The organism is Streptomyces sp. NPDC056883 (assembly GCF_042788835.1).
GTDB classification, from domain to species: domain Bacteria; phylum Actinomycetota; class Actinomycetes; order Streptomycetales; family Streptomycetaceae; genus Streptomyces; species Streptomyces stoeckheimensis.
The window spans coordinates 672789-694331 of record NZ_JBHUBS010000001.1; the positions used below are offsets into that span (position 1 = coordinate 672789).

Here is a 21543-nt window from a genome sequence, read left to right on the forward strand (position 1 = left end):
CCCGGGCGCCGAGCGCGAGGTGGAAGTGCTCGGGTCCGGACGTATGGGAGACCACATGCCCCTGCTCCAGCCCCGCCCGCCCGGCCGTTCGCACCGGGCCCGCCGTACGAGAGGCCGCACCCGGCGCCATGCCGGAGTTCCCTCCGGAGCGCGATCCGGCCCGGTGCCCGGCCCGGCCTCCGCGGCGGTGTCCCCGACGGCGTCGACGCCGGCCACCCCGGCTGCGCCGAGCGCCTCCGGACGGCGGGCGATGCGGCGCCCGCCATTGCTGTCCGCCGCCGGAGGGCCGCACCCCGCCGCCCTGGCCGCGGCGGCCCTCGCCGCCGGGGCCGCCCTGCTCGTGGCGGTCCGCGCCGGTGCGCTGACCCGCCTGTGGGATTTCCTCGACTACGCGGCCGGCGTGCTCTCGCTGGTCTCCCTCACCGGGGCCGTCCTGTGGGGCCTGGCGGCCACCGACCGCAGACTGCTCGCCTCCGGGCACCGGCTCGTCGCCCAGGCCGTGCACCGCGGCCTCGCCGTCGCCGGACTCGGCTTCCTCCTCCTGCACGTGTGGATCAAGGTCGGGCGGTCCCGGACCGACGCCGCCGCCGTGGTCCTGCCCTTCGCGGACGGCCAGCGGCCGCTGCTCATCGGCCTCGGCAGCCTGGCCGGCTACGGGTTCGTGGCCGTGGCCGTCTCCGGCGCCGTCCGCGGCACCTTCGCCGCCCGGGGGCGGTCCCTGTGGTGGCGGGCCCTGCACATGGGTGCCTACCCGGCCTGGGGGGCCTCGCTGGTGCACGGGCTCAAGTCCGGCCGCGCCGCCAGCGGTTGGGTGACGACCGGGTACGCCCTGTGCCTGCTCGCCGTCGCCGGTCTGCTGGCGCTGCGGCTGCGCGCGAAGCTCCGTACGCTCGCCGTCGCAGCACCCCGCACGAAGCCCGGTGCGCCCCCGCGTGCGCAGGCCCCGCGGCCGTCCGGCGCACCGGCAGCACCGGCCGCGCCGCCGGTGCAGTCACCGCCGCACGCACCGGCCGTACCCTCCCGGCCGCCCGGGCAGGCGCCGCCGCACCGGCCGGCGCCCTTCGTGCGCAGGCCGGCGGAGTGGGCGGCGGAGCTGCTGACGGCACGCCTCACCCGGCAGCCGGGCACCACGGTGTTCCCCGGCCGCCCCGGACGGGCCGCGGATCCGTCCGCAGGGCCCTCCGCCGAGCCGCTCGACGGCGTACGGAGCGGACGGTGAGCGGCTCCGGGACGAGGCCCGCCCTCGGCTGCGTCGGCGCACCGCGCCTGCTGGCCGGGCTCGACGCCTCCGAGCGCCTCGACCGGACCGGCCACCTGGGCGTGCACGGCGCGCTGCCCCGCTACCCCTCCGAAGGGCTCGTCGAACTCGCCGAGGGCATCGCCCTCGGCGGGCGCGGGGGAGCGGGCTTCCCCTTCGCCCGCAAACTCCGGGCCGTCATCCGGTCCGCCCGGGGCCAGGACGGACGCACCGCCGTGGTCGTCAACGGGACCGAAGGCGAACCGAGTTGCCTGAAGGACGCCGCCCTGCTCCTCTACGTGCCCCACCTCGTGCTCGACGGCGCGCTGGTGGCCGCCTCCGCGCTCGGCGCCGAGGACGTGGTCGTCGGCGTCACCCGCCCGGACGTGGAGCGCTCGCTGACCGAGGCAGTCGCCGAACGGGGCCCGGCCGGGCGGCGCGTGCGCGTCGTCCGGCTCCCCGAACGCTTCGTCACGGGCGAGGGCAGCGCCCTCGTGAACGGCCTGGACGGCGGGCCCGCCCTGCCCTCCGGGCACCGGACGCGGACCAGCGAACGGGGTCTCGGCGGCCTGCCCACCCTGCTGTCCAACGCGGAGACGTACGCACAGCTCGCCGTCGCCGCCCGGCTCGGCGCGCCCGAGTACGGGACGGCCGGCCTGCCCGACGAACCCGGCACGACCCTGCTGACCGTCGCCGGCACGACCGTCGTAGAGGTGCCCCTGGGCACGTCCCTGGCCTACGTACTGGACCTGTGCGGCACGGTGCCCGGACAGGGCGTGCTGGTCGGCGGCTTCCACGGCCGCTGGCTGGACCCGGGGGCGGCGCGCGAGGCGCTGATCTCCCGGAAGTCCCTGGCGGCGTACGACGCGGTCCTGGGCGCCGGTGCGGTGCTCCCGCTGCCCGAGGACACCTGCCCGGCGGGCGAGGTGGCCCGGGTCGCACGCTGGATGGCACGGGAGTCGGCGGGCCAGTGCGGTCCGTGCGTACGGGGACTGCCCTCGCTGGCGGACGCCGTCGAACGGATGGTGGCCGGCGGCGGCGGGGCGGCCCTCGATGCGGTGCAGGCCCGGATGCGGGGGGTGCGCGGCCGGGGAGCCTGCTCCCACCCGGACGGCACCTCCTCGTTCGTGGCCTCCGCGCTCGCCGTCTTCCCCGACGAGTTCCGCGACCACGCGCTCGGCAGCGGCTGCGGACGCCGCGTCCTGGGTGCCCTGCCGCTGCCCGCGGACGAGAGCCCCGAACGGCTCGTCGTGGACTGGACGTTGTGCAAGGGCCACGGGCTGTGCGTGGACCTGCTCCCCGATGTGGTGCGGCTCGACGAGGACGGCTATCCGGCGCGCGGCGTCATGCCGGTCCCCGGTCCCTTGAGGCCCAAAGCACTGCGCGCGGTGCGCCGTTGCCCGGCACTCGCGCTCCGCATCCAGGAATGAGTTCACGCTTTGGCGTGATCTGACAAATTCCCGCGCCATCGAATGCGGGGGCCCTCGCAGACCTTATGAATATCCAGACGGAAGCACGCCGGATGGAAATCGAAGGAGAGAACCATGGGCAACAGGAACCGGGCGACCACGGCCGCCGCCGGATCGGTGCTGACGGCAATTCTGCTCGCGTCGGGATGCGGCAGCGGTGGTGACGACGCCCGCACGGTGACCGTCCGGGCGGCGGGAGCGGAACGGGCGGTGGGCCACGGCGCCGGGGACGGCGAGGACTACGGCGAGGGGTACGGCGCCGGGGCGGAAGCGGGGGCGGACGCCGATGCCGATGCCGATGCCGAGGAGAACCCGAGCCCGGCCGGCAAGCTGTCGGTCCGGGACATCCCCAAGGTCGGCAACGTGGTCACGGACGGGGCGGGAGCCACGCTCTACCGGTTCGACAAGGACACCGCCCAGCCGCCCCGTTCGAACTGCGTGGACACCTGCGCGACGCTCTGGCCCGCGGTGCCGGCGGACGGGGCCCAGGCCCCGGCCGGCGTGGACGCCGGGCTGCTCGGCTCGGTCGAGCGGCCCGACGGCACCCGCCAGCTCACGCTCGCGGGGTGGCCCGTGTACCGGTACGCGAAGGACACCCTCCCGGGCGAGGCGAAGGGCGAGGGCGTCGGCGGGACCTGGCACGCGCTGGCGGCGGACGGCGGCAAAGCCGTGGACGGCGGCAAGGCGGCGGACGGCGGCAAAGCGGCGGACACCGGAAAGGAATCCGCGCCGCTCTCCGCCGTGGACGACGCGAAACTCGGAAAGCTCTTGGTGGACGGCCAGGGACGCACCCTCTACCGGTTCGGAAAGGACAGCGCCTGGCCGATGAAATTCGGATGCCTCGACGCCTGCTTGAACACATGGAAACCCGCAGCGCCCGTGGAAGCGGAAAAGGCCGTCGGAATTCCCGCCGGGCTGGTCGGATCCTCGGAACGTCCCGATGGAACCCGTCAGTTGACGATCGACTGCTGGCCGGTCTACACCTTCACCGGAGACACCGCACCGGGCCAGACCAACGGACACGGCGTACAGGGCCTCTGGTTCGCGGTGAACGACGCGGGCAAGAAGATCCCGGCGAAGGGCTGACCGGCCGTGCCGCCCGACACGGGAGACAGGGCGCCCCGGACACCCCGGGCCCCGCGCGCGATCGCCCTGCTCGCCGCCCTCCTCTGCGCGGGCTGCGCGGGCGCTCCGGGCGCCGGGGGAGGGGAGCGAGCGGCATCCACGCCCCCCGCCCCCGAGCCGCTGGACCGGATCGCGGCCGCCCTGGGCTGCACTCCCGAGGTGACCGTCGATGCGCAGGAGGTGCGCGAGGGTGCCTGCGCGGTGGGCGCGCAGGCCTTCCGGCTGGCCACCTTCGGTACGGAGGAGGGCCGTGCCGCATGGCTGTCGGAGTCACGGCAGTACGGCGGCACGTACCTCGTCGGAGAGCGCTGGATCATCACGGCGCCCTCGGCGGACGCTCTGGCCCCGGCCCGGGCCCGCCTCGGCGGCACCCTGGACTCGGCCCCCGCCCACACCCACACCCACGGAGCCGGGAAGACCGGAGGGCCGTGATCCAGGGGCGTCCGGCGGGTCAGTACCCCGGGTTCTTGCCCGCGGCAACGGTCCTGACCCGCTGGACCTGGACCGTCGCAACGTGTTCCAGGTCGGAGGGCTTGATCTCGGTCGTGTAGACGTGCGCGACGACCGTCCCGATGCGCATGACCGCCACCGCGGTGGCGTCGTCCTGGAACGCTTCGATCTCGTCGGCCCCGGAAGCCACGGTCACCGGCTTGGACGGTTCTCCGTATTCGGCGGAGGATTTCCGCTCCGTTTCGGCCAGACTCTTCATGACGGAGGCCGCCTGCTTGTCCGTCTCGAAGGAGTAGAGCCTGAACTCCACGCGGTCCTCCGACGAGTTGCCTCGGACCTCCATGTCCTTGCCCCCGACGGCGACCAGCCCGGCGCAGGAGGCCCCCGTCTCCTTGGCACAGTGCTTGACGGCCTCGGCCCCCTGGACCATGAAGGGGTCGCCCCCGACCATCACGTCGCTCACGCTCGGTTCGCTCGGAAGCGCGTTCATCACCCCGGTCGGGTCCAGCCGGACCGTCTTGGACGACGACCCCTGCTGGGTCCCCCCGGGAAAGGACGGTGCCAGCTCACCCGACGCCGCCGGGCTTCCGCCCTCCTCGCATCCGGTCAGTGCGAGCACCAGCGCCGCCGCCACAGCAGCCCCCCGTACGACAGCCTTCACATGAACTTCCCTTCACGACCGGTCGCCCGCACCTCGCCGACGACCTGAGTTGACATGACCACTCAACATCATCATCGGCAGGTCGACCAACTCCGTTGACCTGCACGGACGCTCAGCGGACAACCGTCTCCGCAGTGCGGGGAACGTCCGTCCGAGGAGCTGGTGCACGACCTCGGCGGAGCCATCCGGGCGGGCGGCCGGCGGCGCAGCAGAAGGCCTCGGGGCGCGAGCCGTGGGAGCCCTCCTTCTTCGGGGCGTGGAGGATGTCAATAGAGTGGGATCACCGCCGCGCCGCGCGGAACGCCGAGGGGGCGGACCGCCGCGGACCGGCACGAGCCTGGAATGGAGCCGCAGATGGAGAGTCCCAGCCGTACCGCGCTGATCGAGGACCTGATGGGGCGCTTCCCGCACGTGCCCCGGGAAGCCGTGATCAAGGAAGACCTCCTGCGGGGCGGCATGGCCTTCGACGAGTCCGCGCTCAGCGGAGGCGCCGACGGGGCTTCGGGCGACGTCAAGCCGAAGTCGTACTTCATCTTCTCCTTCGACCACCGCACCCTCCCGGAGCTCGGCGCCGCAGCGCTGAACCGGCCCCCGGAGGAGATCGTGCTCACGGGCGGCCCCTACGAGCTGCGCCGCACCGTGGTCTCCGTACGGGTCAACCCGGACTCCCCGTACGTGGTGCGCGGCGGGGACGACGGTGCGCTCGGCCTGTACCTGGACGGCGTACGGATCGCGGACGTCGGCCTGCCGCCGATGCCGGAGTACTACAAGCACAAGCTGTCGAACGGCAAGTCCGTGATGGAGGTCGCACCGACCATCCAGTGGGGCTACCTCATCTACCTGACGGTCTTCCGGGTGTGCCAGTACTTCGGCGCCAAGGAGGAGTGCCAGTTCTGCGACATCAACCACAACTGGCGCCAGCACAAGGCGGCCGGCCGCCCCTACACCGGGGTGAAGCCGGTCGAGGAGGTACTGGAGGCGCTGGAGATCATCGACCGGTACGACACCGCGGGCATCTCCCGGGCCTACACCCTCACGGGCGGCTCGATCACCTCCCAGGTCGGCGGCCGCGACGAGGCGGACTTCTACGGTCAGTACGCCAAGGCCATCGAGGAGCGCTTCCCCGGCCGTTGGACCGGCAAGGTCGTCGCACAGGCCCTGCCCCGCGACGCCGTGCAGCGCTTCCACGACCACGGCGTCAAGATCTACCACCCGAACTTCGAGGTGTGGGACGAGTACCTGTTCAAGCTCCACTGCCCGGGCAAGGAGCGCTACGTCGGCCGCGACGAATGGCACCGCAGGATCCTGGACTCCACGGAGGTGTTCGGCCCGCGCAACGTGATCCCGAACTTCGTGGCGGGCATCGAGATGGCCGAGCCCTTCGGTTTCACCAAGGTCAGCGAGGCGATCGCGTCGACCCAGGAGGGCCTTCGGTACTTCATGTCGCACGGTGTCGTCCCGCGCTTCACCACCTGGTGCCCGGAGCCGACGACCCCGCTGGGCAAGGCCAACCCGCTGGGCGCGCCCCTGGAGTACCACGTCCGCCTGCTGGAGACCTACCGGGCGACCCTGGAGGAGTTCGGCCTGAGCTCCCCGCCCGGCTACGGCCCGGCCGGCCCCGGGCGCGCGGTGTTCTCCGTCTCCTCCTTCATGGACAGCCTGGAGGGGCTGGAGGAGAAGGAAGGGACGGAGAAGACGGAGTAGAGGCAGAAGAGCGCCTCCTGACCGAGGGTGCTCAGACGTCGAGCACCAGGTCCGAGGTCGGCAGGGACTGGCAGGTCAGGACGTCGGTGTCGGGCAGGTCCTCCGAGGGGGTCACCAGGTGCGCCGCCGTGCCCTTGAGCACGCTGCAGGCACAGCTCTCGCACTGCCCGACCCGGCAGCCGCTCGGCATGGCCACCCCGGCCGCCTCACCGAGGGCGAGGAGCGGGCCGTCGTTCTTGCGCCAGACGGCGCTGCGTCCGGACCGGGCGAAGGTGACGGTGTACTCGGCGTCGTCGGGAACGGTCACCTCCCGCCGGGCCGGGCGGAACTTCTCGCTGAACACCTCGAAGCGCGGGACACCGCGCGCGATCAGTGCGCCGGTGAGGGCGTCGAGCATCGGCTGCGGCCCGCACAGGTAGAAGCGGGCCCGCCGTTCGATGAGACCGGGGTCGATGTCGTCGACGGTGATGAACCCGGTGCGGTCGTGGTCGCGGCCGAGGACGTCCTGCGGACCGGGAGCGGCGTAGTGGTCGACGACCGTGAGCGCCGGTATGCGGGAGGCCAGCGCGCGCAGCCGGTCCCGGAAGGGATGGTCCGCCGCGTTGGTGGTGCCGTAGTGCAGGACGACCTCGGGGACCGTGCCGCCGGTGGCCGCGAGGGTTTCGAGGTAGCTGAGGAACGGGGTGATCCCGATGCCGCCGGCCAGCAGCACGACCGGGTTGTCGGTGTGCGTCGGTAGGGCGAAGACGCCTCCGGGGCTCGCCAGGTGGAGCCGGTCGCCGACCCGGAGTTCCTCGTGGACCCGGGTGGAGAAGGCTCCGCCGGGGATGTGGCGTACGGCCAGTCCGTAGTCGGTGCGGCCGCTCGCGAGGGCGGGTCCGGTGAGGGAGTAGCTGCGGCCGTCCGAGGGCTCCTGGAGGGTGCCGTCCGGGTGCTCGGCGCGCACGGTCAAGTGCTGGCCGGGCCGGTAGTCGGGGAGGGCTCCGCCGTCCTCGGGGGTCAGCCGCAGGCCGCGGATGCCGGGGCTCACCTCGGTGAGGGCCGTGACGGTGAAGGGGCGGGTCCCGAGCCAGGCGCCGTCGCCGGGGACCGGGCTGATCCGGCAGGCGGCCGCCCGCATCGGTGCGGAACCGCTGAGCGGGTCGGTCTCGGCGTGGTCGACGAGCCGGTTGAAGTTGCTGCCCGTGGACGAGGTCGGGTCGGCGCCGGGGAGGGCGAGGTCGGTGGCGTCCTGCCACCAGCCGTACTCGCCGACGACGACGGAGGGGTGCAGGGAGTCGTCGAAGCGGGCGCGCAGCCGGATGGAGCCGCGGCGGGTGGCGAGCTCCAGCCACTGGCCCTCGCCGATGCCGTGGGCGGCGGCGGTCCGGGGGTGCAGGTCCACCGAGGGGTCGGTGGCCCGGCGGCGCAGCGAGGTCAGGGACCGCTGCTGGCTGTGGACGAAGTACCCGTGCTTGGCGCAGGTCAGCACGAGGGGGTACGCGGCGTCCGTGGGAGCGGGGTCGTGGTGCTCGGGCACCGCCGGGTATCCGTGCTCCAGCAGCCGCTCGGAGTACAGCTCGACGCGCCGGGTGGGCGTGGCGAAGCCGGTCACCGCGTCCCTGCGGCCGTCCCCGTCGCCCGCTACGGGGGCGGCGTACTTGCGGTAGGACTCCTCGCGGGGCACCCGGACGCCGCCCGGCCGCCGGCGCAGTTCCTCGACGGTCAGGCCGAGGGGTTCGAGCTGCCAGTTCCAGGCGGCCTCGATGTCCCCGTCGAAGAACTCCGCTCCCATGCCCAGGCGGCAGGCGAGATCGAAGACGAACTCGGTGTCGCTGCGGGACTCGCCCTGCGGCTCGACCATCCGGGGGCGCAGCTGGACCTGTTCCTGGGCCCGGTGGCTGACTTCGAAGCCGAAGCGCAGGGCCTCGTGCTCGTAGGAGCTGTTGACCGGCAGGACGATGTCGGCGCTCGTGCTGGTCGGGTTGTGGAAGAGGTCCAGGTGGACCTGGAAGTCGAGTGCGCCCAGTGCCCGCGCGGTGCGGTCGGAGTCGGGCTGGGAGACGACGAGGTTGGATCCGAAGCCGATGAGCGCGCGGACCGGGTAGGGGCGGCCCGTCTCGATGGCCGTGCACAGGTCGCCGGAGTTGACGTAGCCGGAGGCGGGCGGGCCCAGCGGGTGCTTGTCGAGGCCGAGGGCCTTGGCACGCTGCTCGGGAGCGAACTGGGCCACCGAGGTGGCCGGGTTGTAGGGCGGGGCGGGGGCGACGTGGTTGCCGCCGCGGGTGTCGTAGCAGCCCGTCAGCGCGTAGAGGGTGGCCAGAGCCCGCTCGGTCTGCGCGGCGTTCGCGCTCTGCCCCACTCCGGTCCACCCGTAGTAGGTGACCGACGGGGCGGCGGCGATCTCCGCGGCGAGGGCGCGGATCTCCCGCTCGGGGATCCACGTGGTGGCCGCGACCCGGGCCGGCGGCCAGGCCGCGCAGGCGTCCGCGTACCGCTCGAAGGCGGGCGCGCAGTCGACGACCGAGCCGTCGCGCAGCGCGATCGGGCGGGTGCCGCGCAGCGCGAAGCGCTCCGGGCGGTCGGCGGCGCGCGCGGTGTCGTACGCCTCGGCGCGGCCGGTCTCCTCGTCGAAGACGGCGAAGCCCGTGCCCTCCTCGGGTGTGCCGGGGAGCTCGTCCGCGCGCAGGAACCGTCCGGTGTCGGCGCGGACCAGGAGGGGAGCGTTGGTCCAGGCGCGGACGAAGGCCGCGTCGTAGCCCTCGTCGGCGATGAGCAGGTGGGCCAGGCCCAGGGCGAGCGCGGCGTCGGTGCCGGGCCGGACCCGCAGCCAGTGGTCGGCCCGCAGGGCGCTGGTGGAGCGGCGCGGGTCCACCACGGCGAGCTTGGTGCCGGTCGCCTGCGCGGCGGAGAGGGCGGCGGACTGGGCGAGCCAGGTCTTGGCCGGGTTGAAGCCCCACAGCAGGGCGAGGTCGGCGTGCGCATAGTCGGGCGGCGGGATCGGCGAGCCGAAGGTGAAGGCGTGGGCGAAGTCCTTGTGCCAGTTGCAGATCTCCGCGCTGTACACGGTGTTCGGGCTACCGAAGCGGCGTACGAAGCGCTCGATCCACTCGGTGGCGTCCGAGACCATGGTCCCCGAGGGCGTGGCCACGGCGAAGGCCACCGATTCGGGGCCGGTCTCGGCGGCGATCGTCCCGATCTTCCCGGCTATCTCCGCCATCGCCTCGTCCCAGGAGACGGGCACCCAGCCCGGGTCCGGGTCGGACTTGGGGTTGGTCCGGCGCAGCGGGGTGGTCAGCCGCCGGGTGCTGTGCGCGATCTCGGGGGCGGAGCGGCCCTTGGGGCACATCGCCGTGCCGGTCGGATGGTCGGGATCCGGCCGCACGCCGGTCAGCCGGCCGTCCTCGATGGTGAAGATCGCGCCGCAGCGCGACTTGCAGAGGGTGCAGAAACCCCTCTTCTCTTCGGACACGGCGTTCTCCTGCCTCGTGGACCTCCTTCCATTGCACGGTCCGGGGTGCGGCACTCGCCAGCGGCGATGGTCTTGACCGGAGACTCGGATGTCCCGGCCGGCCAGGGCCTTCGGCCCCGGAACCGGCCGGGTCGTTCGGCCCGCGCGGGCGCCTCAGGGGTGTCGCGCGTGCACCAGGCGGAAGGCGGCGTAGAGGACGGCGGCGGCCAGGGCGAGGAGGAGGGAGGTCTCGATGAGCTGGGTCGGCCAGTGGTGCGAGACCGGGTGGAAGTCCGCGTACTCGGCGGTGATCTTCAGGTCGGCGGGGCAACTGTTCAGCCGCTGCGTCCGCTCGAAACAGATGTTCTCCGAGAGGCGCTCGCCGGTGGCGGTCAGGAACCCGGTGTCCATCATCAAGGCGTCCGGCGGCAACAGCGGCCTGTCATAGGGGAACGGCGCGGTGTTCGTCACCACGGGCAGGAAGGACCAGCGCAGCGCCCCCAGGACCAGCAGCACCAGGCCCGTGACGAAGCCGGTGACCGCCATGGCGACCAGGGTGCGCCGCACGAGCTGGCCGACGAGAGCCCCGATGGCCACAGCGAGCAGGCAGTACCCGATGAGCACGGGGCCGGTGGCCTCGTACGGTCCCCGGTCGGCCCAGCTGAGCTGCCAGCTCCCGTCCACCGGCGCCCAGCCGAGACGGTAGACGCCGATCAGGGCGGCCGAACCGGCCACGGAGACCGCGGCCGCCACCAGGACCTTCGAGCCGAGCCAGGCCTTCGCCGTCGTCGACTGGGTGAGGGCGAGCCGCCAGGTTCCGCTCTCCAGCTCGCGGGCGACCATCGGGCCGGCGACGAAGGCTCCCACCAGCAGGGGGAGGAAGAGGAGGGCGTCTCCGGCGTACTCCATGCAGAGCCGGAGCAGTCCCTGCGCGTAGAAGTCGTTCGTCCGGAGCATCTGGTCGGAGCCCGGATCGCGGAGCCACACGCGCAGCACGATCACCGCCGCAAGGCTCGCGCCCACCAGCGCGGGCACCGCCCACAGCACGCGCCGGTGCTGGCGCACCACGACCCAGTGGGGGCCCTTCAGCGTCAGCGCGCTCATGCCTGCACCCCCTCGGTGGTGGCGTCGGTGCCGGTGCCGGCCTCGACGGCGAACGCCGGGGCTTCGGGCGTGCGCAGATGGGCGAGCAAGAGTTCCTCCAGGGACGGGTGGGTCGTCTGCCAGGTGCCGCTGTCGACGGGGCCCCGCGGCCGCACGAGCGCCGTGAGCTGCCGGCCCGTCGTGCGGGCCTCGACGATGGTGTGCGCGGAGAGTTCCTCGCGGGCGGCGGCGGGGCCGGTGAGCAGCACGTGCGCCGCACCGACCTCGTCGATGGGGCCGGAGAGGCGGATCCGGCCGCCGTCGACGAGCAGCAGGTGGTCGCAGGCGCCCTCCAGCTCGGTGAGGATGTGCGAGGACATCACCACGGAGGTGCCGTTCTCGGCGGCGTCGGCCATCAGCATGCCCATGAGCCGGTGCCGGGCGAGCGGGTCCAGATCGGCCATCGGCTCGTCGAGCAGGAGCAGGCTCGGGCGTTTGCCCAGGGCCAGGGCGAGCGCGACCCGGGTGCGCTGTCCGCCGGAGAGCGTACGGACCTTCGCGCGCGGGTCGAGGTCCCCCGCCTCGACGATCCGCTCCGCCGTACTCGCGTCCCAGCGGCCGGGGTTGAGCTCGCGGCCCATGCGCAGGGTCTCGCCGACGGTGAGCTGCGGGTAGAGCGGCTTGTCCTGGGCCACGAACGCCAGCTCCTCGCGCCGCACCGAGCGGAGGTAACCCTCCGTCGCGGACACGAGGCCGGCCGCGACGGCCAACAGGCTCGACTTACCTGCCCCGTTGGGTCCTACCAGTGCACAGACCCGGCCCTTGGGCAGCCGGAAGGAGCACGAGCGCAGCGCCCATCTGCCCCGGCGTCCGTACCGCAGGCCGAGGCCATCCGCCTCGATCACGGTGTGCGTCATACGTCTTCGTCCCCCTTGAAGTGCTCTTCCAGTACGGCCGAGAAGAGCGCGGCCGCGTCGTCCCGCTCCATCCCGGACTCCCGGGCCCGCCGCGCCCAGTCCGCGAGTTCGGCGCGCAGCGGGGATTCCGCCGGGGCGCCGCCCAGGGACTTGCGGATGAAGGTGCCCAGTCCCCGCTTCGCCTCGACGAGCCCCTCGCGCTCCAGCTCGCGGTAGGCCTTGAGGACGGTGTTCGGGTTGATGGCGGTCGCCTCGACGACCTCCCGCGCGGTCGGCAACTTGTCGCCCGGCTCCAACAGGCCCAGGCGCAAGGCCTGTTTGGTCTGCTGGACGATCTGCAGGTACGTGGCGATGCCGCTGCGCCGGTCGATGCGGTACTCGAGCACGACAACACCACCCTTTCACTAGGCAAGTAGTGAAAGGGTGGTGCAAGGGGGTGCCTCTGTCAACTGCCCTTGGTCAGAAGGCCCTAGCCGGTCTTGGCGGTCCTTCGCCGCCTCAGGCGAACGCGGGATCCGGGATCGAGCGGCGCAGCACCGGGGCGATCTCCGACTGGAACAGGGCGAGGGAGTCGCGGTGCTGGGCTTCGGTCAGGCCGCCCGGCTCGGCCTGGAGGTGCAGGACCGTGTGGCCGAACTCCTCGTGGTAGCGGTGCACCTTCTCGATCACCTGCCCGGGGCTGCCGATCAGGGCCGAACTGCGCTCGACGAAGTCCTCCAGGGTCGCGAACACCGGATCCACGCCCTGCGCCGCGTGGGCGGCGAGGTACCGTGCGAACGCCGGCCGGTACGCGGCCACCGCGCCCTGCGAGGTGGGCGCCGTGTGGAAGCCCGCCGTGCCCGCGCCCACGACCGCGCGGGCCGGATCGTGTCCGTAGTGCTCCCAGCGCTCGCGGTAGTGGCGGATCAGTGCGGCGTACGGGCCGATCGGGTGGGTGACGTTGGCGGAGAAGAGCGGATCGCCGTAGCGCGCCGCGAGATCCACGGACTCCCGGCTGGTGGCGCTGCCGTGCCACACGCGCAGCGTCTTCTGGTACGGCCGGGGCAGTACCTCGGCGGCGGTCAGTGCGGGCCGGAAACGCGGACCGGCCGTCACCTTGTCCTCGTTCCAGATCCGCCGGAACAGCTCGTAGCCCTCGGAGTTGCGCTCCCACTGGTCCTCGGGGGTGACGTCGAACAGCTCGCGCTGCGCGGTGCCGTTGCCCTTGCCGATCATCAACTCGAGCCGGCCGTCGCTGAGATGGTCGAGCGTCGCGTAGTCCTCGTACGCCCGCACCGGGTCCAGCAGGCTCAGGGTGGTCACGGCGGTGTACAGCCGGATGTTCCGGGTCAGGGCCGCGATGTGGGAGAGCACCACGGGCGGCGAGGACGACAGGAAGGGCCGCTCGTGGCGCTCGCCGACCCCGAACCCGTCGAAGCCCAGCTCCTCCGCCTGCAGGGCGGCGGAGACCACCTGCCGGAAGCGCTCGCGCGTGGGGGTCGGGGCGCCCGTCGCGGGGTCCGTCCCGTCCGTGATCAGGGTGATGGCGAGGAACTTCAACCTATCTCCTATCGAATGGAGTGGGCCCTGAATCAGGGGCGTGAAATGGCGCGCGTGTGAATATCGATTCGGCAGAATTAAATCTGTGTGGCGGATTCGTCATCCGCGCCGCCCGGCGCTCGGAAGGCCAGGAAGAAGGGCCTGTGGCGCACGGTGAAACCGATCGACTCGTAGAGGCGGACCGCCCGGGTGTTCTCGGCGGCCGTGTGGAGGAACGGCACGTCCCCCCGGTCCCGGATACCCGCCGCGACGGCGCGGACCAGGCGCGTGGCCAGGCCCCTGCCGCGGAAGTCGGGATGGGTGCAGACCGCGCTGATCTCCGTCCAGCCGGGCGGGCGCAGCCGCTCCCCGGCCATGGCCACCAGCCGGCCCCGATGGCGGATGCCCAGGTACGTGCCCAGTTCGATGGTGCGGGGCAGGAAGGGCCCCGGCTTCGTCAGCTCGATGAGCTCCAGGACCTCGGGCACGTCCGCCGTCCCGAGCCGCACCGCCTCGGGGGCGGGCTCGGCGCGCAGCGAGGTGTCGACCAGCTGGACCCCCTGCGCCGACCAGACGGTGTCCCAGCCGGGGGGCGGGGTCAGCACGCCGGAGAGCGAGACGATCCCGCCGGGGCCGGCCAGGCTGTGCAGCCCGTCCCAGGAGCGGGCGTCGGCCGGATCCGCGATCGCGGAGAAGACGGCGACGTCCGGGTCGTAGCGGGCGGCGTGGGCGCCGGCCCGCACGGCGAAGGCCGCGTGCGGGCCGGACAGCGAGGCCCAGGCCGGGTTGTCGAGGAGGTGCGGGGTCGCCGTGACCGCCGGGGTCGCCGTGACCGCCGGGGTCGCCGGGGTCACGTGGCTGCGAGCAGGACCGGGGCTGGTGGTGGGCATGGGGGTGGAGCCCTCCTTCCGTGGGATGCCTTCCGTGGGACGCCTTCCGTGGCCGGGGACGGCCGCGGGATCAGGAGTTGGTCGTGGGCAGCCCGGGCGGGTTCACCTGCGAGGTGGTCACGGCCTCGTTGGAGAGGTTCCACGCGGTGAGGAGCTGCGCGTACCCGCCGCTCCCGGCCAGGTGGTTGATGGCCTGGGCCACGGGCTCGGCCAGTCCGCTGCCCTTCTTCGTGGTCGCGGCGATCAGCCCCTGGAGGGTCTCACCGGCACCGGAGAACGAACCGGCGTTTCGCGTCGGGGCGTTGCTGCTCGCGGTCTGGGTGATGTGGTAGGCGATCGAGGGGTTCGGTCCGAAGTTGAGGTCGATCTTCTTGCCGCTCAGCGCCAGGTAGACGCTGTTGGCGTCGGGGAAGTACTTGACCGTGATGTCCTTGCCCTCGGACTGGAGCTTCTTCTGCCACTCCAGGAGGATCTTCTCCTGGTTGGTTCCACTGCTGACCGACACCGTCTTGCCCGCCAGGTTGCGGTAGTCGCCGCCGAACTCCCAGGTGTTCTCCTTCAGGGCTTCGAAGGCCAGGTTGTCCTGCCGGTAGGACGCGAAGTCGTACTTCTTCTTGCGCTCCTCGGTGACCGTGACGTTGGAGAAGGCCACGTCGACCTTGCCGCTGTCGATGCCGACGAAGAGGTTCTCCCACGTGGAGTTCTTCACCACGGGCTTCAGGCCCAGGGTCGCGGCGACGAGGCGGCCGAGGTCGGGCTCCGAGCCGGTGAGCGTCTTCTGGTCGGTGCCGACGAAGGCGAGGGGCGGGAAGCCGGCGGGCAGGGCGCCGACCCCGATGACCAGCTCACCGCGGTCGCGCACCTCCTTCGGGAGCTGTGCGCGCAGGGACTCGACGACCGGGACGGACAGCTCGGCCTGCCGGGCTGCCCCGTTGGAGACGGCGCCGATGGTCACCTTGTCCGAGCTCGGCGCGGTGCCGGTGGCCTTCGCGTCACCGCCGCACGCGGTGAGTCCGGCGGCGAGGGCGACGGCGGCGGTCGTGGCGCCGAGGCCGCGGACGAGTCTGTTGCGCAGGAGGGACGGGCGGTGCATGGCGTTGCCTTTCGGGTGTGCGGCGATTCGGGGAAGGCCGCGGAACGGAGGGTGGGGGAAGGGAAGCCGGAGCAGGAGAAGCCGGAGCAAAGGGAAGTCGAGGCCGGGCGGCGTGAAGCGGCGGAGGGCCTGGCGGGCTCGTCAGAGCACCTTGCTGAGGAACTCCCGGGTGCGCGGGTGCGCGGGGTGGTCCAGCACCTGTGCGGGCGGGCCCTGTTCGACGATGCGGCCTTCGTGGAGGAAGACGACCTCGTCGGCGACCTCGCGGGCGAAGCCGATCTCGTGGGTCACGATCACGAGGGTGGTGCCCCCGGTGGCCAGGTCCTTGATCACGGAGAGCACCTCGCCGACCAGCTCGGGGTCGAGTGCCGAGGTGGGCTCGTCGAAGAGGATGACCCCCGGCCGCAGGGCGAGCGCCCGGGCGATGGCCACCCGCTGCTGCTGCCCGCCGGACAGCTGCCGAGGATAGGCGCCGCCGCGGTCCCCGAGCCCGACGCGGCGCAGCAGGTCCTGCGCCAGGGCCTGGGCCTGCGGCCGGGACAGCCTGCCGGTGGCCACCGGGGCGGCGGCGACGTTGTCCAGCACGGTGAGGTGCGGGAAGAGGTTGAAGTTCTGGAAGACGAAGCCGATCCGGCCGCGCTGGGCGAGGATCGCCCGTTCCCTCAGCTCCTTGAGCCGGCCTCCGTGCCGCTGGACTCCGATCAGCTCGCCGCCGATGCTGACGTGACCGGCCTCGGGCTTCTCCAAGTGGTTGAGGACCCGCAACAGCGTCGACTTGCCGGATCCGGAGCGCCCCAGGATCACGGTGACCGTGCCGGGCGCGACGGTCAGGCTCACCCCGTCGAGGACCCGCCGGCCGCCGAACCACTTGTGCACGTCGTGCACCTCGATGGCGGCCGGCCGCGCGGTGGAGGCACTGGTGGAAGTGGTGGCGGTGACGGTACTCGCGTTCCCGGTCATCGGGCCGTCTCCTTCCGGTAGCGGATCCGCAGGTCGCGCAGGCCCGCCCGGGCCCGCTGGAGGGGAGTGGGCGCCGGGGTGCGCAGCGCTCCGCGGGCGTAGTACCGCTCGACGTAGTACTGCACGACGGAGACCAGACTGGTGAGGATCACGTACCAGACCGTCGCCACCAGCAGCAGCGGCACCACGTCGCCGGGATAGGTGCTGGCCAGGCTCTGCACCGAGCCGAACAGGTCGAGCAGCGATACGTAGAAGACCAGTGAGGTGGCCTTGAGCAGGCCGATCAGCTGGTTGACGTAGGACGGCACGATGGAGCGGAGCGCCTGCGGGAAGACGATCCTGGCGAACTGGTAGCGCTTGGGCAGTCCCAGGGCCGCGGCCGCCTCGTGCTGGCCCTGGTCGACGGAGAGCACGCCCGCCCGGACGATCTCGGCGGCGTACGCGGCCTCGCTCAGGCTCAGACCGACCACCGCGACCGCCATGTCGGTGGCGAGCCGCGACTCGTCGAAGGTCAGGAAGGCCGGGCCGAACGGGATGCCGATGCTGAGGGTGGGGTACAGGGCGCTGAGGTTGTAGAGGAAGAGCAGGACGACGATCAGCGGCACGGAACGCAGGAGCCAGATGTAGGTCCAGCTCACCGACCGCAGCACCGGGCTGCCCGAGAGCCGTCCGAGGGCCAGCAGGATGCCGCCGGCCAGGCCGAGGACCGCGCTGTACGCGGCCACCTGGAGGGTGATGAGCAGCCCGTCCAGGATCACCGGGCGGGCGAACCAGTACGCGAACCGGTCCCACTGGTAGAAGGGGTTGGTGATCAGACCGTGGGCGGCCTGCGAGACCAGCACCAGGACGACGATGCCGGCGACCCACCGCCCGGGCCGGCGCAGCGGCAGGACCCGCTCGGCCGGACCGGGGGGCCCGGGTGGCCCGGAAGGGCCGGCGGGCGCGGAGAGGAGCAGTGATTCGGTCAAGGACACTCCACGGCTTCGAAATAGGCGCAGAATCGAAAAGCAGCCGTCAAGCAGTACAGGAGAGGCCGCCGATATCTCTTTATCTGCGGCGTAAGCTAGGCAGCCCGGAGAAGGGGTGTCAACGGCCTGGATATCGGAATGCGCGAAATCGTGTTCCGATTTCATCCGCCGTACACACAACGCCTGTTCGTGAAATGAAACTCAGCGGTCGCCGGGCGCGGTCACCGAGTTCAGGCGGCCGCGGAGGCCGGCCAGCCGGACGCGCAGCAGCCGCAGCGGTGTGGGCGGAAGGCCCCGCGAGCTGCCGCGCGCGTAGTGCCGCTCGACGTAGTACTGGCCCGCGCTCAGCACGGTGGTGACGGCGACGTACCAGAGGGTGGCCACCATCAGCAGGGGGATGACCTGGTAGGTCTGGTTGTAGACCAACTGCACGGAGTACAGCAGGTCGTGCACGGCCAGCACGCTGACGATGCTGGTGCCCTTGAGCGTGCCGATGAGCATGTTCCCGGCGGTCGGCACGATCGAGCGCATCGCCTGCGGAACCACGATCCGGTACAGCGTGCGGCGCCTGCTCAGCCCGAGCGCCTGCGCGGCCTCGGTCTGGCCGGGGTCCACGGAGAGGATGCCGCCGCGCACCACCTCGGCGGCGTACGCGGTCTCGTGCAGGGTCAGGCCGATGACGGCGGTGAGGGTCGGGCCGAGCAGGTTCACCGTGGAGACGGTGAAGAGCTGGGGGCCGTAGGGGATGCCCAGGCCGAGCGTCGGGTACAGGGCGCCGATGTTGAACCAGAACAGCAGCTGGACCAGCAGCGGTGTGGACCGGAAGATCCACACGTAGCCCCAGCTCAGGGTGCGCAGCACCGGGTTGGCCGACAGCCGCATCACGGCGAGGACGGTGCCGAACAGGAACCCCAGCACCATCACCACGCCGGTCAGCCAGAGCGTCAGCACCAGCCCGTCGAGCACGGCGGAGGTGGTGAAGTACCGCCCCACCAGGCCCCATTGGAACGCATCGTTGCGGACGACAGAGGCCAGCACCATCGCGAAGACCAGCAGCGCGGCGGCAGCGGACACCTGACGACCGACGCGCCGCCGGGGCACGATCGGCGGCGGCTCCTTGCCGGGGGGCGCCGCGTCGAGCGCCTCGAGGGTGCGGGGCGGGCGGGAGAGATCGGAAGCGGTGCTCATGGAGGTGCTCCGGGGATGGGAGGGATCGCGGGCGGCAACGACTGCCCGGCGGCGGTGGGGCGGGCAACACGCCCGGGCCGCCGGACAGGGGTGCGGTCGTCACGCTCGCCGTGTCCCTCAACACGGCCGGACCGGCTCCGTGCACGGCGCATCCGGTCCGCCGTCGATCGTATGCGGCGACGGCACGGCCATGTCAACGGTGCCCGGTCCGGCGGGGCCGGGACCGTCCGGCATTCGGGCCGTTGCTTGACGAAGAGCAGTTCGTACTGTTCAAGTAGTCGCATGAATGCCCATCAGCGCCTGGTCTCGCGCGACTACATCGACTTCGGTCGGGTGTGGTCCGCGGCTTGTTGCGCCTGACGCGGCAGCGGGCTGCCTGAACGGCCCTTCCCTCCCTCGGTGACCCCGTCGTGGGCCGAGCTCTCCCTCCGCGCCACCGCCGTGCCGTCCGTGACCGCCGCAAGGCTTCACGCCGCCGCGCACCCGGACGCGCGCTGCCGCCGCACCGCACAACCCCGACGCCCCGCGTCGTCACGCTCGCACGCCACGCCTGCACCTCACGCGCTCTCCTCCGCACCCGCGCACCTTCCGCGGCTGACGGAGCCTCATGTACCTCCGCACCGAGGCCGGTTCACCCTGCCGCGAGGCGATCCGCCGCACCTTCCGAAAGGCCACACCCATGCCCGTGGAGTTCCTCGGCATAGCCGCCACCAACGACGGCTCCGAAACCACCGCCCGATCCGGCGCCTCCTTCGACAAGGAGTACACGCTCCGGCTCGCCCGGGCGCACGAGGAGCACGGCTGGGACCGGGTGCTGTTCGCCTACGGCTCCGGTACGCCGGACCCCGCACCGGCCGCCGCGTACATCGCGGCCAAGCTGGACCGGCTGCAGATCCTGCTGGCCCACCGGCCCAACGTCTCGTACCCCACCTTCGCGGCCAAGACCTTCGCCACCCTCGACCAGATCAGCGGCGGCCGGCTGGCCGTGCACTTCATCACCGGCGGCAACGACCACGAGCAGGGCCGGGAGGGCGACGTCCTCGGCAAGGACGAGCGCTACGCCCGCACCCGCGAGTACATCCGCATCGTCAAGAAGATCTGGACCACCCACGAGGCCTTCGACCACGAGGGGGAGCACTACCGCTTCCACGACTTCGTCAGCGACGTCTTCCCCGTCCAGCAGCCGCGCCCGAACGTCTCGTTCGGCGGTTCCTCGCCCGCCGCCTACGCGGCCGGCGGCGCGGAGGCGGACATCTACTGCCTGTGGGGCGAGCCCCTGGAACAGACGGCCCAGCAGATCGAGGCGGTACGGGAAGCCGCGCGGGCCGCCGGCCGTACGGAACCGCCCCGGATCCAGGTGGCGTTCCGCCCGATCATCGCCCCGACCGAGGAACTGGCCTGGGAGAAGGCCCACCGTACGGTGGGCGCCATCCGCGAGCGCAGGCGGGCCGGGGCGGTGCAGCGCCACCGCGGCAACGGAGTGACGGAGGCCGCGGCGCCGCAGAACACCGGATCGCAGCGCCTGATCGCCATCGCGGAGGCGGGGGAGCGCTACGACCGGGCCCTGTGGACCCCGACCGCCGCCGCCACCGGGGGCGCGGGCAACTCCAACGCCCTGGTCGGCACCCCGGAGACGGTGGCCCAGGCGCTGCTGGACTACTACGACCTCGGCGTGGACATCCTGTCGGCCCGCGGCTACGACCTGCTCGACGACGCCATCGACTTCGGCCGGTACGTGATCCCCCTCGTCCGCGAGGAGGTCGCGAAGCGGGACGCCGCCCGGCAGGGCGCTCGGGAAGCCGCCGCTCGGGAAGGCGCCGGCCCGGACGCCGTACGCGGTGCCGGCCCCGGGACCGGCACCCCCCGCCAGACCCTGACGGCGGTGCGCGGATGAGCCTCCACGCGAGCGGGCTCCGCGGGCGCCTGCGCACCGCCCTCGTGCTCCTGCCCCTCCTGACCGCGCTGACGGCCTGCGGCTCCGGCGAGGGATCCCCGCCGGTGGCCGGCGCCCTCGCCTCACCCGCGCCGGCCGACGATCCGGTCGCCGGCGTACGGGCCGTGGAGTCGATCGCGGCCCTGCTTCCCGCCGAGGTCCGCAAGGCGGGCAGCGTGCGGCTCGGCGGCTCGGTCGGATCCCCGCCGTCGGCGTACTACCCCAACGGACAGGACAAGCCGCCCGCCGGCCAGGACATCGACATCGCCGCCGCGGTGGCCAAGGTCCTCGGCCTGAAGCTGGAGCGCCAGGACGCCTCCTTCGAGACGATCCTCCCCGCCCTCGGCAGCGGCAAGTACGACGTCGGCACGGGCAACTTCGGCGTCACCACCGAACGCCTGAAGTCCGTCGACTTCGTCACCTACATCAACGACGGCCAGGGATTCGGCGTCAAGACGGGCAACACCACACTGACCGGGCAGGTCTCCGACCTCACCCAGCTGTGCGGACTGACCATCGGCACCGGCGCCGGCACGACCTTCGAGAAGACGCTCACCGCGAAGAAGGAGGTCTGCGCGGCCGCCGGGAAGAAGCCGTACGAGGTCAAGGTCTTCTCCGAGCCCGGGGCCGTCACCACGGCCCTCCAGCAGGGCCGGATCGACGTCGTCATGTCGACGATCAACGGCCTGCGCCATCAGGCCGCACAACCCGCCGCGCAGACCACGTTCCTCGGCGAATACCACCGCCTCGACGTCGGCTTCGCCTTCAAGAAGGGATCCCCGCTGACCCCGGCCTTCCAGGCCGCCGTCAACGAGCTGATCAAGGACGGCACGTACGCGCGGATCCTGAAGAAGTGGGGCACCACGCCCTCCGCGATCGACACCTCGCAGATCAACCCGGCCGAGCACGCGTGAGCG

At 72.4% G+C, this 21543-nt stretch carries 18 protein-coding genes; 7 read left to right on the forward strand and 11 right to left on the reverse strand.

Going from position 1 to position 21543, the window contains the following annotated elements; genetic code table 11:
- The first annotated feature begins 250 nt into the window (after window positions 1-250).
- The 4 genes from ACFRU2_RS03145 to ACFRU2_RS03160 all read left to right on the forward strand — a co-directional run bounded on the left by ACFRU2_RS03145 (window position 251) and on the right by ACFRU2_RS03160 (window position 4263).
- A complete protein-coding gene (locus ACFRU2_RS03145) occupies window positions 251-1219 on the forward strand; it encodes a hypothetical protein (RefSeq protein WP_382966969.1) in 969 nt (322 codons plus the stop codon).
- Entirely contained in the window at window positions 1216-2667 is a 1452-nt protein-coding gene (locus ACFRU2_RS03150) for an NADH-ubiquinone oxidoreductase-F iron-sulfur binding region domain-containing protein (protein ID WP_382966971.1), read from the forward strand. Before ACFRU2_RS03145 ends, ACFRU2_RS03150 begins: the two co-directional genes overlap by 4 nt.
- 114 nt (window positions 2668-2781) lie before the next feature.
- Window positions 2782-3792 (forward strand): SCO0930 family lipoprotein, encoded by a 1011-nt coding sequence (locus ACFRU2_RS03155; RefSeq protein ID WP_382966972.1) that lies wholly within the window; start codon window positions 2782-2784, stop codon window positions 3790-3792.
- A gap of 6 nt (window positions 3793-3798) precedes the next feature.
- The gene (locus ACFRU2_RS03160; RefSeq protein WP_382966974.1) at window positions 3799-4263 is read left to right on the forward strand and encodes a hypothetical protein; all 465 of its coding nucleotides are present in this window, start codon (window positions 3799-3801) and stop codon (window positions 4261-4263) included.
- A 19-nt stretch (window positions 4264-4282) separates the two neighbouring features.
- Here ACFRU2_RS03160 and ACFRU2_RS03165 read toward each other — a convergent pair whose 3' ends face one another.
- Window positions 4283-4942, reverse strand: coding sequence for a hypothetical protein (locus ACFRU2_RS03165; RefSeq protein WP_382966976.1), 660 nt, complete (start codon window positions 4940-4942; stop codon window positions 4283-4285).
- Between the two features lie 354 nt (window positions 4943-5296).
- Here ACFRU2_RS03165 and ACFRU2_RS03170 point away from each other — a divergent pair, with 354 nt between their 5' ends.
- The gene (locus ACFRU2_RS03170) at window positions 5297-6646 is read left to right on the forward strand and encodes a radical SAM protein (protein ID WP_382966978.1); all 1350 of its coding nucleotides are present in this window, start codon (window positions 5297-5299) and stop codon (window positions 6644-6646) included.
- Between the two features lie 31 nt (window positions 6647-6677).
- Here the strand turns inward: ACFRU2_RS03170 and ACFRU2_RS03175 are convergent, their stop codons facing one another.
- The 10 genes from ACFRU2_RS03175 to ACFRU2_RS03220 all read right to left on the reverse strand — a co-directional run bounded on the left by ACFRU2_RS03175 (window position 6678) and on the right by ACFRU2_RS03220 (window position 18693).
- The gene (locus ACFRU2_RS03175) at window positions 6678-10097 is read right to left on the reverse strand and encodes a molybdopterin-dependent oxidoreductase (RefSeq protein WP_382966980.1); all 3420 of its coding nucleotides are present in this window, start codon (window positions 10095-10097) and stop codon (window positions 6678-6680) included.
- Window positions 10098-10250: 153 nt separating this feature from the next.
- The gene (locus ACFRU2_RS03180) at window positions 10251-11180 is read right to left on the reverse strand and encodes an ABC transporter permease (RefSeq protein ID WP_382966982.1); all 930 of its coding nucleotides are present in this window, start codon (window positions 11178-11180) and stop codon (window positions 10251-10253) included.
- Window positions 11177-12076 carry an ABC transporter ATP-binding protein gene (locus tag ACFRU2_RS03185; RefSeq protein WP_382966984.1) on the reverse strand — a complete coding sequence of 300 codons (900 nt, stop codon included), beginning with the start codon at window positions 12074-12076 and terminating at the stop codon, window positions 11177-11179. The genes ACFRU2_RS03180 and ACFRU2_RS03185 overlap by 4 nt, the downstream gene beginning before the upstream one ends.
- A complete protein-coding gene (locus ACFRU2_RS03190) occupies window positions 12073-12462 on the reverse strand; it encodes a GntR family transcriptional regulator (RefSeq protein ID WP_382966986.1) in 390 nt (129 codons plus the stop codon). The genes ACFRU2_RS03185 and ACFRU2_RS03190 overlap by 4 nt, the downstream gene beginning before the upstream one ends.
- Window positions 12463-12574: 112 nt before the next feature.
- Entirely contained in the window at window positions 12575-13615 is a 1041-nt protein-coding gene (locus tag ACFRU2_RS03195) for an LLM class flavin-dependent oxidoreductase (RefSeq protein ID WP_382966988.1), read from the reverse strand.
- 77 nt (window positions 13616-13692) lie between these two features.
- Entirely contained in the window at window positions 13693-14484 is a 792-nt protein-coding gene (locus ACFRU2_RS03200; RefSeq protein WP_382966990.1) for a GNAT family N-acetyltransferase, read from the reverse strand.
- A 70-nt stretch (window positions 14485-14554) separates the two neighbouring features.
- Window positions 14555-15577 (reverse strand): transporter substrate-binding domain-containing protein, encoded by a 1023-nt coding sequence (locus tag ACFRU2_RS03205; RefSeq protein ID WP_382966992.1) that lies wholly within the window; start codon window positions 15575-15577, stop codon window positions 14555-14557.
- Between the two features lie 141 nt (window positions 15578-15718).
- Complete coding sequence (locus ACFRU2_RS03210) at window positions 15719-16537, reverse strand: amino acid ABC transporter ATP-binding protein (protein WP_382966994.1); 819 nt, start codon at window positions 16535-16537, stop codon at window positions 15719-15721.
- A complete protein-coding gene (locus tag ACFRU2_RS03215) occupies window positions 16534-17493 on the reverse strand; it encodes an amino acid ABC transporter permease (protein WP_382967824.1) in 960 nt (319 codons plus the stop codon). The genes ACFRU2_RS03210 and ACFRU2_RS03215 overlap by 4 nt, the downstream gene beginning before the upstream one ends.
- 213 nt (window positions 17494-17706) lie before the next feature.
- Complete coding sequence (locus ACFRU2_RS03220; RefSeq protein ID WP_382966996.1) at window positions 17707-18693, reverse strand: amino acid ABC transporter permease; 987 nt, start codon at window positions 18691-18693, stop codon at window positions 17707-17709.
- A 679-nt stretch (window positions 18694-19372) separates the two neighbouring features.
- Here ACFRU2_RS03220 and ACFRU2_RS03225 point away from each other — a divergent pair.
- Together ACFRU2_RS03225 and ACFRU2_RS03230 are read left to right on the forward strand one after the other, a co-directional pair.
- Entirely contained in the window at window positions 19373-20587 is a 1215-nt protein-coding gene (locus ACFRU2_RS03225) for an LLM class flavin-dependent oxidoreductase (RefSeq protein WP_382967825.1), read from the forward strand.
- On the forward strand, window positions 20584-21540 hold the full coding sequence (locus tag ACFRU2_RS03230; protein WP_382966998.1) for an ABC transporter substrate-binding protein: 957 nt from the start codon (window positions 20584-20586) through the stop codon (window positions 21538-21540). Before ACFRU2_RS03225 ends, ACFRU2_RS03230 begins: the two co-directional genes overlap by 4 nt.
- Window positions 21541-21543: the final 3 nt, after the last annotated feature.

What these genes read in the sequence shown, in the direction of transcription:
- ACFRU2_RS03230 (WP_382966998.1), top strand. Translation starts at nt 20,584, where the DNA reads ATGAGCCTCCACGCGAGCGGGCTCCGCGGGCGCCTGCGCACCGCCCTC.
- ACFRU2_RS03205 (WP_382966992.1), bottom strand. Translation starts at nt 15,577, where the DNA reads ATGCACCGCCCGTCCCTCCTGCGCAACAGACTCGTCCGCGGCCTCGGC.
- ACFRU2_RS03210 (WP_382966994.1), bottom strand. Translation starts at nt 16,537, where the DNA reads ATGACCGGGAACGCGAGTACCGTCACCGCCACCACTTCCACCAGTGCC.
- ACFRU2_RS03145 (WP_382966969.1), top strand. Translation starts at nt 251, where the DNA reads ATGCGGCGCCCGCCATTGCTGTCCGCCGCCGGAGGGCCGCACCCCGCC.
- ACFRU2_RS03155 (WP_382966972.1), top strand. Translation starts at nt 2,782, where the DNA reads ATGGGCAACAGGAACCGGGCGACCACGGCCGCCGCCGGATCGGTGCTG.
- ACFRU2_RS03220 (WP_382966996.1), bottom strand. Translation starts at nt 18,693, where the DNA reads ATGAGCACCGCTTCCGATCTCTCCCGCCCGCCCCGCACCCTCGAGGCG.
- ACFRU2_RS03185 (WP_382966984.1), bottom strand. Translation starts at nt 12,076, where the DNA reads ATGACGCACACCGTGATCGAGGCGGATGGCCTCGGCCTGCGGTACGGA.
- ACFRU2_RS03200 (WP_382966990.1), bottom strand. Translation starts at nt 14,484, where the DNA reads ATGCCCACCACCAGCCCCGGTCCTGCTCGCAGCCACGTGACCCCGGCG.
- ACFRU2_RS03170 (WP_382966978.1), top strand. Translation starts at nt 5,297, where the DNA reads ATGGAGAGTCCCAGCCGTACCGCGCTGATCGAGGACCTGATGGGGCGC.
- ACFRU2_RS03225 (WP_382967825.1), top strand. Translation starts at nt 19,373, where the DNA reads ATGCCCGTGGAGTTCCTCGGCATAGCCGCCACCAACGACGGCTCCGAA.
- ACFRU2_RS03180 (WP_382966982.1), bottom strand. Translation starts at nt 11,180, where the DNA reads ATGAGCGCGCTGACGCTGAAGGGCCCCCACTGGGTCGTGGTGCGCCAG.